Source organism: Mycobacterium sp. TH-M82, assembly GCF_057473605.1.
This window is the reverse complement of the sequence record NZ_JBYCKY010000157.1, coordinates 1-12548: the sequence shown is the minus strand read 5'-3', so window position 1 is coordinate 12548 and position 12548 is coordinate 1. Positions and strand designations below refer to the sequence as shown.

Sequence of the window (12548 nt, the reverse complement as noted above, 5' to 3'; positions counted from 1 at the left end):
TCAGACCCGATTCCGCGAGTAAGTGGGTGACACGGGCTGTTGGTTAGCGATGGATGCCGTTGTGGCCTGGGATAATTCGGCTTGAGACAGGCGATTTATCGAGCAGGTTAGGCGGCACCCATCTGGTGAACAGGATACGTGGTGGATTGGGCAAGCGTGGGCGGCGGGTGCGGGTCAGCGCGCCGGATCCGAGCCTGACCGGCAATGCTGGGATGGTCGCGGTCACCGAGTTGTGCGACCGGCTGGACGTGATCGCGTCGCTGGACGCGGCGGTTGGTCCGATCAAGGTGCGCGATAGGGGATTCGGTGCCGGTGAGCTGCTGGTCGGGTTGGCGTCGGCGCAGCTGGCCGGGCAGGACTTCCTGGTCGGGCTGGACCGGGTCCGCACCGATGCGGCCGGACAGAAGCTATCACCGGTGCCGGGCCTGGCGTCGACCACCGCGGCCGGGTTAGCGCGCCGGTTCACCGACGAGCACTGGCGCGCGGTGGAATCGGGGGTGGCCGCGGTGACCGAGCGAATGCTGGCGTTGTTGCCGCCGGATCGCGCCGAGGCGTTGACCTCGGGTCCGGTGACGATCGACGTGGATGCCACCGACGTGGAGGTCTACGGCCGCAAGAAACGCGGCGTGGCCTACAACCACCAGGGCCAGCGGGTGGGCCGCCCGCACGTGGCCACCTGGGCCGAAACCGAGACCGTCTTGGCCGCTGATCTGGGCAGCGGTGTCGATGACCCCCGCGCCACCGCCGCCGGGCTGCTCAAACGCGCCCTGGCCGGGCTGCCGCAGCGGGTATGCCGCGGAAACGTCGCGTTGCGCGTCGATGCCGGCTACTTCGCCGGGCAGCTGGCCCGCGCCGCCAGCGAGGAGAACATCGCGTTCGCGATCGGCGCCAAACGCATCGCCCCGCTGTGGCGCCTGCTCTCGGGTATCGGCGAAACCGACTGGCACACCGCCGTCGACATGGACAACGCCGAGGTCGCGGTCGCCGACTACGCGCCCCGCGACTGGCCAGAGGGCACCCGGTTGCTGATCCGCCGGGTGCGGCTCTCACCGAGCAGGTCTCAGCCGATCCCCGATCCCGGCGCCGCCGTACCCTGCACCCCGACCAGCGGGCACTGCCACTCGATGAACTCGCCGACGCCGAGGCGATCTACGCGTACTCGTTCATCGCGACCAACATCGACGTGTCCACCCCGGATCGGGCGGTCGCAGTCGAGCACTGGTACCGGCATCGCACCAGCGTCGAAAACATCTTCCGCGACAGCAAGCACGGCGCCGCGTTGCGTCACCTGCCCAGCAGATATACCCAGGTCAACACCGCGTGGATGTGGGGATCACTGCTCGCGGCGAGTATCGCCGGCTGGTGCCACCAGCTCACCGGCACCCTCATCGGCCCGGACCTGACCGCCGGCCACGGCACCCGCGACGGCAAAGCCATGATTGAAACCTTGCGCCACCGGCTCATCGCTATCCCCGCCCGGCTGGTCCGCCACGCAGGCCAGCTCGTGCTGCGCCCAGCTCCCGGCGGATACGATCTGCTCACCGCTGTACTGGGTACTTTGCGGATGCTGCCCGCCCCGCCCTGATCCGGCTATCTATCAGAAGACCCTGTCGCGCAAAACATTCCGCCTTCCCACTGCTCCGGCAGCCCCTCGGCCCCAACCCCGAATCCCATCACCGCCCAACCCGACGCCACGCGGCCCGGGGCAATGACACGCGTCCGCACTCAACACGGCCAGCCTTCAAACCAAGATCAACACCGATTCCCCCGCTACGCCGCTTACTCGCGGAATCGGGTCAGAGGCTTAACGGAGCACCGGAGATGAGGTCCTCCAGCCCCAGCAGGGGAAGCAGACCCGCCAAAAGCGACAGGCTGACGTCTGCCGTGGGGATGAGTTGGAGTTCTTGAACGAAGCCGGCGAAGTTATTGGCGACCAGATCCTGGAGCCCGGTAGCCACGAAATTGACATCATTAGTGAGAAGGGTGCCGGGCAGCTCGAGTTCAGTGGGTAACACCTGCCCGATGAGTAATATGCCGTTCGCGAGCCTGCCGGAAGCGTCGGCACTGGGCAGCGCGTTTTGCAGCAAATCAGCGATGTCGTACACGCCGTTTTGGATGCCCGGATCGATTTGGTTGTCGAATAACCCAGAAAGCGAGGTGGACACCGAACCGAGCGTGTCGGAGACGGGGCTGAGTGCGTCGGCGAGTGGGGTGGGAACGGTGACGCTGTTCAGGGCGTCCTGCAGGCTGTTACTGGAGTCTTGGATGCCGGGATTAATCGCGCTGGCCAGGCCGGACAGTGCGGTCTCCAAGTCGGTGACGGGTCCAGTGATCTGTGTTGGCAGGTCGGGCTGCCCGACGTCGGTGAGCGCGTTGTTGATCCCCTCTACGGTGCCTTGAACGAGGTTGTCGAGCACGGTAATCGGGTTGACGTCGGTCGGAAACAGTTCGGCCGGGGTGGGCACGTTTGCGGGCCCGTCCCCGTAACCCAAATTGATGATCACGCGTAGGTCCGGTTGGACGAGGTCGATCAGCCATTGCGGCGCGCCGAACTGCTCCAGCGGATCCAGCAGCGGCAGATTCTCGGTGGGCACCAGGTAGTAGTGGGTCAGGGTGTCGCCCACCGTCGGAAGCTGCTGAGCCGCCGCGATCTGTTCGGGCGTGAAAAGCGGGTAGGTGCCGTGTACGTATGCGATGCCGAACAAGGCGTTGAGGTCCGCCAGGATGTTGAGCGGGTATTGCGGGTAGTCGGCCCACCCGTCGTACTGCGCCGTGTAGATGTCAGCGGGGTACACATCGGCGGGGGTCGCGCCGGAGAACGACGCATCAAAAGAGGGGAGGAAAGCGCCGTCGAATCGCTCCAGCAGGCCGCCATCGGGATTGTTGCCATCACCGATCATCACGAAGGCGAGCTGGTCTGGGCTCGGCCGTTCGTCGGCCGGCAGCGCGGCCAGCCGCTGCAGCTCCATGGTTTCGACCGTTGCGCTCTGCGAGTACCCGAACGCCACTACGTCGTTGCCGGAGGCAATTTGGTTCATGATCGCGGTGTTCAAAACCTCGGTGCCCTGCTGCAGAGAGAGGCCGAATGGCTCGCTGTCCAGTCCGGTGACCGGTGCCAGCTGATCGGATATAGGCAGGCCGACCGAGGTGTATCCGGGGAAGTGTGGGCTGATGAAATTCTGAGCCTCGGCCATGTAGCCGGCGGGAACCGGATACGGCGGTGTCGCGGGCGTCACGCAGCACGGTCCGGTGCCGTTCATGATCAGCGCCTCGTCATCCAGCAACGTCACTTGCGTCGTGACTGTGTGCGGCCCGAACGCAAGCGGTGACGTCATCGCCATGAGTCCGAGTAGGGCGGTACCGGTAATCGCTAAGGGCACAGTACCTAGCGAACGGAATCCCAGCCGTGTCATGAGACACCTCCTCGGAAGCGGTGAACGGCCCACAGCGCATTCAGTTGTGAATCGTCGCTGCAAGACGACTAGTTCCTGGATTGACATGGATACAGCATGCACCCGTCCCGGCGATTAGTAAAGATGCAATCAGTCATGTATGTTTATCGAGGGTTAGTCCGTCCGATCTCGTCTAAGGGAGTGTGATGTCAAACCACGTCTACGTCATCGGTGTCGGGATGACGAAGTTCGAGAAGCCGGGCCGTCGCGAGGGCTGGGATTATCCCGATATGGCCCGCGAGTCGGGCACCAAGGCGCTCGAGGACGCCGGCATCGACTACCGCCTGATCGAACAGGGCTATGTCGGATACGTCTACGGCGAATCGACGTCGGGGCAGCGGGCACTCTACGAGTTGGGCCTGACCGGGATCCCGATCGTCAACGTCAACAACAACTGCTCTACCGGGTCGACCGCGTTGTACCTTGCCGCGCAGTCGATTCGCGGTGGACTCGCCGATTGCACCATCGCGCTGGGCTTCGAGAAGATGAAGCCCGGTTCGCTGGAGTCGACCTACGACGACCGCACGAACCCAATGGACAAGCACATCTTGGCGCTGGCCGAGATATCCGAGGTGCTCTTTCCCGTGGCGCCGTGGATGTTCGGGGCCGCCGGTCGCGAGCACATGAAGCAATACGGCACCACCGCGGAGCATTTCGCCAAGATCGGCTACAAGAACCACAAGCATTCGGTCAACAACCCGTACGCGCAGTTTCAGGAGTCTTACTCACTCGATGACATCCTGGCGTCGCGGATGATCTACGACCCGCTGACCAAGCTGCAATGTTCGCCGACGTCTGATGGATCGGGTGCCGCGATCCTGGCCTCCGAGGCGTTCGTCGACAAGCACGGCCTGGCCGGCCAGGCGGTGGAGATCGTCGGACAGGCCATGACCACCGACTTCGCCAGCAGCTTCGACGGCACCTGCAAGGGGCTTATCGGCTACGACATGAATGTCCAAGCCGCACAACGCGTCTACGATCAATCCGGTCTGGGGCCCGGGGACTTCCAGGTGATCGAGTTGCACGACTGCTTCTCCGCCAATGAGGTGCTGCTCTACGAAGCGCTGGGCCTGTGCGCCGAGGGCCAGGCGGGCAAGCTGATCGACAACGGCGACACCACCTACGGCGGACGCTGGGTGGTCAACCCCTCCGGCGGGCTGATCTCCAAAGGACACCCGCTCGGGGCCACCGGGCTGGCGCAGTGTGCCGAACTGAACTGGCAACTGCGCGGCGTCGCCGACAAGCGGCAAGTCGAGGGCGTCACCGCGGCACTGCAGCACAATATCGGCCTCGGCGGCGCCGCCGTCGTCACCGCGTACCAGCGGGCCGAACGCTAAACAGAACCACCGGCTTGGAACAGAACAAGGAGAAACAACCGTGGGACACATCGAAGCTACCCGGCAACTGTCGGCCCATCCTGAGGCCCTGTGGCAGACCGTCAGCGACCTTGCCAACTGGGACAAATGGTTTACCGTCCACGAGAAGTGGCTGGAGCAGCCGCCCGACACACTGACCGAAGGCGCCAAGCTGACGGCAAAGATCGTCATGCTGGGGATGGCCAACAAAATCGAGTGGACGATCGAATCGGTGGACGCCCCGCGCAGCCTGGTGCTGGCCGGCACCGGGATGGCTGGCGTCAAGGCGCAATTCACTTTCACCATCGCACCGGCCGAAAGCGGCTCCAAATTTACTGTTCTCGGGGATTTCGAGGGCGCGATGATCAAAGGCGCGCTGGGCAAGGCGGTGGAAAAGGACGGGGCCAAGCAGTTGGACAAGACGCTCGACCAGCTCGACGCGCTCGCCTCAGCGTCGGCGTGAGCATGACTGAGCCGATGCAGTTCGACGACACCGGGTTAAACCGCTGGACCGACGACGAGCAGTTCGACGTGACCCGGGAGCGGCTGGCCGAGTACGCCGCGGCCACCAACGACCCGATCGAAGCGCACCGCAGCGGGGACGTCGCGCCACCGGTGTTCGCGATCGTCCCCGTTTTCGAAGCCCTGCTCACCCCGGCAGTCGACGCGATGCCGGTCGAGGCGATCCCCCGAATTGTGCACGGCGAACAAGACTTCCACTTCCACCGGCCGATCCGCCCCGGGGACAAGCTCGTCTCGCGCGGCAAGATGATCGGATATCAAGGTCTGGAGAAGGGCACCCGCGCCGCGATCCTGCTCGAATGCCGCACCGAGGATGGTGAGCTCGTCAACGAGCAGTACGTCACGACGTTCGTGCGCGGCTTCAATGTCGGCAAAGCGGTCGGCGAACTGAGCCCCAACCACAAGTTCGACGAGAAGCTGCGCGACCGGGCGCCGGTAGCCAAGGTCGTGCAGCACATCGACAACGACCAGACGTTTCGCTATTCGCCGGCAGCCGGTGACCCGATGCCGATTCACCTCGATGACGAGGTGGCCAGGTCCGCCGGTCTGCCCGGAATCATCGCGCACGGGCTGTGCACCATGGCGTTCACCTCGTGGGCCTTGCTCACCGAGGTAGCCGGTTCGGATGTCAACCGGCTCAAGCGGTTCGCGGTGCGCTTCTCCAAGGCAGTGCTGCCCGGCGACGACCTGGAGACTCGGATCTGGACGAAAGCTCAGCACAACGGCAGCACAACCTACGTGTTCGAGACAGGGCGCGATGAAGATTTCGTTATCACCGACGGCTTGGCCGAGATCAGCGACAGATAGGAAATTGGCATGGGCGCATTAGACGACCGGGTTGCGGTGATCACCGGAGCGGGCCGCGGGATCGGGCGCGAGCACGCCTTGCTGTTCGCTAAGGAGGGAGCCAAGGTCGTGGTCAACGATCTCGGCGGCGACAAAACCGGCGAGGGGACCGACGGCGGTCCGGCCCAGCAGGTAGTCGACGAGATCATCGCCGCCGGTGGCACCGCCGTCGCCAACACCGAGAACATCGCAACCTGGAGCGGCGCGGAAAGCGTTGTGCAGCAGGCGATCGATGAGTTCGACGGTCTCGATATCCTGGTCAACAACGCCGGCATCCTGCGCGATTCGTTCATCGCCGGCATGGAGGAAGCGCAGTGGGACGCGGTGATCGCCGTCCACCTGAAGGGTCACTTCGCGATGCTGCGGCACGCCGCCGCCTACTGGAAGGCGCAATCGAAGACCGGTGACCACCCCAACGCCGCGGTGATCAACACCGCCTCGGGTTCGGGTTTGACGCTGCCGAACGCCGGCCAGGCCAACTATGCCTCGGCCAAAGCGGGAATCGCAGCCCTGACCCTGGTCGCCGCCGAGGAGTTGGAGCGCTATGGGGTGCGGGTCAACGCGATCGCACCGATCGCACGCACCCGACTCACGTTGGCCACACCCGGGATGGGCACGCTGATGGGCGAACCCGTGAAAGGCGAGCCCGACCTGTTCAGCCCGGCCAACATCTCGCCGCTGGTGGCCTACCTGGCCACCGAGAAGTGCCCGATCACCGGCAAGGTGTATGCCGTTCAGGGCGGCGCGATTTCGGCCCTTTCCGGTTGGCACGACGTCGACACCATCGAGACCGACGGTGTGTGGCTGCTCGACGATATCGCCGCCCGGCTGCCGCGGTAATCAAGGAGCAGATGATGTTCGAATGGTCTGACACCGACCTGATCATGCGGGATGCGGTGCGGGGGTTCATCGGCAAGGAGATCCGGCCGCAGCTAGACGCGCTGGAGACCGGTGAGCTTTCGCCGTATCCGATTGCGCGCAAGCTGTTCAGTGAATTCGGCCTGGACATAATGGCCGCCGAAGCAGTCAAGACGATGCTGGACAAGGAACGGGCCCGCCAAGCTGAGACTGAGTCATCAGCCGGATTCGGAAATCTGGGTGCGCAGGCGTCGATGGCCGCGGTGCTGGTGTCCGAACTCGCCGGGGTGAGCATCGGATTGCTTTCCACGATCGGTGTCAGCCTCGGCCTCGGTGCGGGCACGATCATGAGCCGCGGGACGCTCGCCCAGAAGGAGCGCTGGCTACCGGAATTGGTGACCCTGCAAAAGATTGCGGCGTGGGCGATCACCGAACCAGATTCCGGCTCGGATGCGTTCGGCGGAATGAAGACCACAGTTAAGCGCGACGGCGAAGACTACCTGCTCAACGGGCAAAAGACCTTCATCACTAACGGCCCGTACGCCGACATCCTGATCGTTTACGCCAAACTCGATGACGGCTCCGTGGATAAGCGCAACCGACCGGTGTTGCCGTTCGTGCTTGATTCGGCCATGCCGGGGCTAACCCAGGGTAAGCCGTTCAAGAAGATGGGCATGATGTCATCGCCGACTGGCGAATTGTTCTTTGACAACGTCCGGCTCACACCCGACCGGCTGCTTGGCGAGGCCGAGCAGCATGCCAGCGGCGACGGCCGGGAAAGCGCCCGAGCGAACTTCGCTGCCGAACGACTCGGCGTCGCGCTGATGGCGTTGGGCATCATCAACGAATGTCACCGGCGCTGCGTCGACTACGCCAAAACCCGCACCCTATGGGGCCAGAACATCGGTCAGTTACAGCTCATTCAGCTCAAGCTGGCCAAGATGGAAGTTGCCCGGATCAATGTGCAGAACATGGTGTTTCAAACGCTGGAGAAGATGCAGGCCGGCCGGGTGCCCTCGCTGGCCGAGGCTTCGGCGATCAAACTGTACTCATCAGAGGCCGCCACCGACGTCGCGATGGAGGCCGTGCAACTCTTCGGCGGTAACGGCTACATGGCCGAGTACCGGGTCGAACAGCTGGCCCGGGATGCCAAGTCGTTGATGATCTACGCCGGCAGCAACGAGGTCCAGGTAACCCACATCGCCAAGGGGTTGCTCGCCGGATGAACACCCGCGTGACGGCAAAAGGCCTGCGGCGTGGCTCGATCGCCGCCGTTGACCGGTTGAGCTACTTTCCGGTCTCGCGACTGATGGTCAACATCACGCTCAACGCGCTGCTGTCTCGGCAGTGGTTGCTGGCCGGGATGCGGCCCGCCGCCGACTATCTGATCGCCCGGACCAGCCCGGTGATCCCCGGTATTCGCGTCGAGCCGGTCACCGGAGCGGTGCGCGGCGAATGGGTGTGGGCGCCGAAAGCCCTCGACGGCGTTGGGACCGTTCTGCTGCTGCATGGCAGCGGCTATCTAATCTGCTCGTCGCGGACCCATCGCGGGTTCGCCTCGTATCTGTCCCAATACTCCGGCATGCCCAGTTTTGCCGTCGATTACCGGCTCGCGCCCGAGCATCCCTTCCCGGCAGCGGAGGACGACGTTTTCGCCGCCTACCGTTGGCTTCTCGCCGGGGGACACGACCCGGCGAAGCTGGTGGTTGCCGGCGACTCAGCCGGTGGGCACCTCGCGGTTGCGCTTGCTTTGCGACTACGCGACGAAGGGCTGCCCGCTCCGGCAGCGCTCGCGCTGTTCGGCCCGCTGATCGATCCGGCGTACCGGGCGTGCATCGCCGATCGGCGTATCGGGCGCCAGCCGCTTGACCCGCGTGCCGCCGCCCGCGCTGTGGCGTTGTACGTGGGTGCCCATGACGCCGCGGACCCGCGGCTGTGTCTGCTGAATGCCGACCTCTCCGGCCTACCCCCGATCCAGATACATTACGGCACGAGGGAAGTTATGCGCGCCGATGCCGAGGCGTTCGCCGCACAGGTGCTCGCATCCGGTGGTCGTTGCCAAGAACATGTCTGGCCGGGTCTGATGCACGGCTATTGGCTCTGGCCGGGTGAGCAAGGACGGGCCAGCCTGAAGGCGGCCGGAGCGTTTCTCCGCTCCGCCGTAGCGCAAGGCGGCGCCACCTCGTGAGCGCACCGACAAGGGCTTTCGACCAGGTGCGCGACCGGCTGTCCGCTGCCCGGGTGCTGGTGCGCCGCGGAATGGTCGACCCGTGCCGCCCCGACTGGGCACTGCGGGTGTTCGTGGCGATGCGGCGCTACGGCGCCTTCGGCGGGCTCACCACCTACACCGCGGCCCGTTACGGTGACGCGCCGGCCATCACCGACGAAGGAGGCACGATCACCTTCCGTCAGCTCGACGCGAGATCCAACGCGCTGGCGCGTGGGTTGCAGGCCAACGGCATTCGAGCCGGCCAGGCGATCGGCGTCCTGAGCGGCAATCATCGCTCGGTGGTCGTCACGCTGAGCGCGGCGAACAGAATCGGCGCTCGGGTCGTGCTGATGAACACCGGCTTCGCCGGGCCGCAGCTGGCTGATGTCGTTGCCCGCGAAAAGGTCAGCTGCATGGTCGCCGACGACCAATTCGCCGTCCTGCTCAACGCGCTGCCCGAAGGGACGGGGTGGATTGGCAGCCAGGAGCAGGACGCGTTGATCAACGGGCAGTCGCGGTCCCGACTACCGGCTCCAGCCCGGCCGGGCGGCATGGTGTTGTTGACCAGTGGTACCACCGGAACGCCAAAAGGCGCACTGCGCAACCGGATCGACCCGCTGCAATCGGCGCAACTGCTCGACCGAATCCCCTGGCCGCGCCACGGCGCCTACTGCGTCGCGGCGCCGCTGTTCCACGCCACCGGTCTGGCAACGTGCGCGCTGGGGCTGGCGCTCGGTAACCGCATCGTGCTGGCCGGCCGTTTCGATCCCGAGTCGACGCTGAAATCTATCGTGCAGCATCGCGCTGGCGCGCTGGTGCTCGTCCCGACGATGCTGCAGCGCATCCTCGACCTGGGCCCGGAAACGCTTCGCCGATACGATACCTCGTCGCTGGAAGTCGTTTTCGCCGCCGGGTCGGCGTTGTCTCCGGACTTGTGCCGCCGCTCCGCCGAAGTGTTCGGCGACGTGCTGTACAACCTGTACGGCTCGACCGAGGTGGCTGCTGCTGCGATCGCGACGCCGCAAGAACTCCGCGCCGCGCCGGGCACCGTCGGCCGCCCGCCCGTCGGTTGCCGGCTGGCCTGCTACGACGAGCACCGCCGCAAGATCACCGAACCCGGGCGGGTGGGCACCCTGTTCGTATCCAGCGGTCTGAGCTTAGCCGGGTATACCGACGGCAGATACAAGGAAATCGTCGACGGGCTGTTATCCACCGGGGACACTGGGCATTTCGATGAAACCGGGCTGTGGTTCGTCGACGGACGCAACGACGACATGATCGTCTCCGGCGGAGAGAATGTCTTTCCGCGCGAAGTCGAGAATCTGCTCGATGACCATCCTGACGTCGTCGAGGCCGCGGTAGTGGGTGTCGACGACCCAGACTTCGGCAAGCGGTTGGCCGCTTTCGTCGTCAGCCGCTCAGATGCCAACTTGGACGCCGATGCCGTCAAGTCTTTCGTGCGATCCCACTTGGCCCGCCACAAGGTTCCTCGCGACGTGGTATTCGTGCAGGAGCTGCCGCGCAACGAAACCGGCAAGCTGCTGCGAAACCGGCTGGTCGACAACTAGCACACGTTGAGGAGGCACCAGGTCAGCATGAACACAACGCAAATAAGGTCGGGTCGTTGCAATCACCGGCGGCGCGCGTGGGATCGCGCTGGCCACCGCAGAGGCGATCACCGCCGCCGGAGCTAAGGTAGCGATCGGAGATCTCGACGCCGATCTTGCCGAGCAAGTCGCGGCCAGTCATTCAGGCGACATTGTCGCGTTGCCGCTTGTTGTCGCCTCGCCGCGATGCTTCGCCGCGCTCCTCGACGACGCGGAGCGTGTTCTCGGACCCCTGTCACCAGGGCCGGGCAGGCGTTCCTCGCGATGGGTCAAGCCACCCGGGATGCCTATCACGCTCGCGCGATCGCGGGCGGAAACAGCTAGGGCTACTGCGCTACAATCCAAATCGCTTGTGCGGCAGGGCGTCCGAGATCGACCGTGGTGGGTGCGCCGTCAGCCGATTCGACCGCAATCGAGATCATCCCGTCGAATTCACGCCGGGTCAGCACCCGCAGCCGCGAGTCGAGGCTGATCCCGATGCTGTCGAAGTAGCACAGCATCTCGGGGTCTTTGTCGGATATCCGGGCCACGGTGCCGGTGCCGCCGCCGGCGCATGACCATAGCTGGCGGGCTGGTGGCGTGGGTACTTGCCGTCGGAGCCCAGGATCGGGTCACCGTGTGGATCGCGCTGCGGGAAACCCAGCTTGGCGTCGATGCGTGCCACCAGCCGGTCTGATCAGAGGGCGTTGAGAACCACAACGAGTGAGAAAGGTGCAGTTAGGCGCTCGGCAGCGGGGGCATCGCGTCCTTGCTGACCACTGCCTGCAACTCGACATACTCGGCCAGACCCTCGGCGCCGAACTCGCGGCCGATGCCGGATTGCTTGAACCCGCCGAACGGGGTGCTGATGTCGAGGCTGTACATGTTGACGCCGTAGGTGCCGGTGCGCACCGCCGAGGCGACTTCCAGGCCGTGCGCCACGTCGGAGGTCCACACCGACCCGGCCAGGCCGTAGTCGCTGTCGTTGGCGATACGGACCGCGTCGGCCTCGTCGGTGTAGGGCAGCACCGTCAGCACCGGGCCGAAGATCTCCTCTCGGGCGATGCGCATCTCGTTGTTGGCACCGGCGAACAGGGTGGGCCGCACATACCACCCGTGGTCGGCCGGGGCGTCGTCGCCGCCGACGACGATCCGGGCGCCCTCGTCGACTCCGGACCGGATGTAGCCCTGAACGCGGTGCTGTTGGCGTTGTGCGACCAGCGGGCCGATGTCGGTGGCGTCGTCGGCGGGATCGCCGATCTGCAGGCCGGCCATCATCTCCGCGAGCGCGTCGACCACCTCGCCGTAGCGGCGTTCGCTCGCCAAAATCCTGGTCTGTGCCACGCAGGCCTGCCCGTTGTTCATCAACCCGGCCGTCTTCAGGGCGGTCACGGTCTCCCCGATGTCGGCGTCGTCGAGGACGATCGCCGCGGATTTGCCGCCCAGCTCCAGGCTCACCCGCTTGAGCTGCTCGCCGCAGATCGCCGCGATCCGGCGGCCGGCCGCCGACGAGCCGGTGAACGCGATCTTGTCCACCTGCGGGTGGCGCACCAGGTGCTCGCCGGCCTCCCGCCCGCCCGGAAGCACCGACACCACGCCCTCGGGGAGGCCGACCTCCTCCAGCATCTCGGCCAGCCACAGTGCGTCCAACGGTGTCTCGGGTGCCGGTTTGACGATGACGGTGCAGCCCGCGATCAACGCCGGGATCAGCTTGGGCATG

The 12548-nt window shown here is 65.3% G+C and carries 10 protein-coding genes and 3 pseudogenes; 10 read left to right on the top strand and 3 right to left on the bottom strand.

All coding sequences use genetic code 11. The annotated features are described in order from the left end of the window. Window positions 1-53: 53 nt before the first annotated feature. Window positions 54-1031 (top strand): annotated as a pseudogene (locus AC2VON_RS04635) (transposase); the annotation flags it as partial. Between the two features lie 152 nt (window positions 1032-1183). Continuing rightward, entirely contained in the window at window positions 1184-1585 is a 402-nt protein-coding gene (locus AC2VON_RS04630) for a hypothetical protein (protein ID WP_486951889.1), read from the top strand. Window positions 1586-1796: 211 nt separating this feature from the next. Here AC2VON_RS04630 and AC2VON_RS04625 read toward each other — a convergent pair whose 3' ends face one another. After that, window positions 1797-3335: a PE-PPE domain-containing protein gene (locus tag AC2VON_RS04625; protein ID WP_486951888.1), complete on the bottom strand. Its 1539-nt coding sequence runs from the start codon at window positions 3333-3335 to the stop codon at window positions 1797-1799. A 263-nt stretch (window positions 3336-3598) separates the two neighbouring features. On the opposite strand from AC2VON_RS04625, the gene AC2VON_RS04620 reads away from it, so the two are divergent. From AC2VON_RS04620 to AC2VON_RS04585, 8 genes and pseudogenes are all read left to right on the top strand, one after another. Beyond that, on the top strand, window positions 3599-4789 hold the full coding sequence (locus AC2VON_RS04620) for a lipid-transfer protein (protein WP_486951887.1): 1191 nt from the start codon (window positions 3599-3601) through the stop codon (window positions 4787-4789). A gap of 40 nt (window positions 4790-4829) precedes the next feature. Next, window positions 4830-5270 (top strand): type II toxin-antitoxin system Rv0910 family toxin, encoded by a 441-nt coding sequence (locus AC2VON_RS04615; protein WP_486951886.1) that lies wholly within the window; start codon window positions 4830-4832, stop codon window positions 5268-5270. Between the two features lie 2 nt (window positions 5271-5272). Continuing rightward, window positions 5273-6136 (top strand): MaoC/PaaZ C-terminal domain-containing protein, encoded by an 864-nt coding sequence (locus tag AC2VON_RS04610; protein ID WP_486951885.1) that lies wholly within the window; start codon window positions 5273-5275, stop codon window positions 6134-6136. Between the two features lie 9 nt (window positions 6137-6145). Next, window positions 6146-7015 carry an SDR family oxidoreductase gene (locus tag AC2VON_RS04605; protein WP_486951884.1) on the top strand — a complete coding sequence of 290 codons (870 nt, stop codon included), beginning with the start codon at window positions 6146-6148 and terminating at the stop codon, window positions 7013-7015. Between the two features lie 14 nt (window positions 7016-7029). Next, window positions 7030-8259 (top strand): acyl-CoA dehydrogenase family protein, encoded by a 1230-nt coding sequence (locus tag AC2VON_RS04600; protein WP_486951883.1) that lies wholly within the window; start codon window positions 7030-7032, stop codon window positions 8257-8259. Further along, window positions 8256-9221 (top strand): alpha/beta hydrolase, encoded by a 966-nt coding sequence (locus tag AC2VON_RS04595; RefSeq protein WP_486951882.1) that lies wholly within the window; start codon window positions 8256-8258, stop codon window positions 9219-9221. The genes AC2VON_RS04600 and AC2VON_RS04595 overlap by 4 nt, the downstream gene beginning before the upstream one ends. Then, the gene (locus tag AC2VON_RS04590) at window positions 9218-10810 is read left to right on the top strand and encodes an acyl-CoA synthetase (RefSeq protein WP_486951881.1); all 1593 of its coding nucleotides are present in this window, start codon (window positions 9218-9220) and stop codon (window positions 10808-10810) included. The genes AC2VON_RS04595 and AC2VON_RS04590 overlap by 4 nt, the downstream gene beginning before the upstream one ends. 61 nt (window positions 10811-10871) lie before the next feature. Beyond that, window positions 10872-11024 (top strand): annotated as a pseudogene (locus tag AC2VON_RS04585) (SDR family oxidoreductase); the annotation flags it as partial. Between the two features lie 151 nt (window positions 11025-11175). Here AC2VON_RS04585 and AC2VON_RS04580 read toward each other — a convergent pair. Next, window positions 11176-11525, bottom strand: a pseudogene (locus AC2VON_RS04580) (metal-dependent transcriptional regulator); the annotation flags it as partial. 41 nt (window positions 11526-11566) lie between these two features. After that, window positions 11567-12548 (bottom strand): aldehyde dehydrogenase family protein (locus tag AC2VON_RS04575; protein WP_486951880.1); only part of this gene is annotated, 982 nt, incomplete at its 5' end.

Excerpts from the sequence above, each read along its gene's own strand:
- AC2VON_RS04600 (WP_486951883.1), top strand. The coding sequence starts at position 7,030 with ATGTTCGAATGGTCTGACACCGACCTGATCATGCGGGATGCGGTGCGG.
- AC2VON_RS04595 (WP_486951882.1), top strand. The coding sequence starts at position 8,256 with ATGAACACCCGCGTGACGGCAAAAGGCCTGCGGCGTGGCTCGATCGCC.
- AC2VON_RS04610 (WP_486951885.1), top strand. The coding sequence starts at position 5,273 with ATGACTGAGCCGATGCAGTTCGACGACACCGGGTTAAACCGCTGGACC.
- AC2VON_RS04620 (WP_486951887.1), top strand. The coding sequence starts at position 3,599 with ATGTCAAACCACGTCTACGTCATCGGTGTCGGGATGACGAAGTTCGAG.
- AC2VON_RS04625 (WP_486951888.1), bottom strand. The coding sequence starts at position 3,335 with ATGACGTCACCGCTTGCGTTCGGGCCGCACACAGTCACGACGCAAGTG.
- AC2VON_RS04605 (WP_486951884.1), top strand. The coding sequence starts at position 6,146 with ATGGGCGCATTAGACGACCGGGTTGCGGTGATCACCGGAGCGGGCCGC.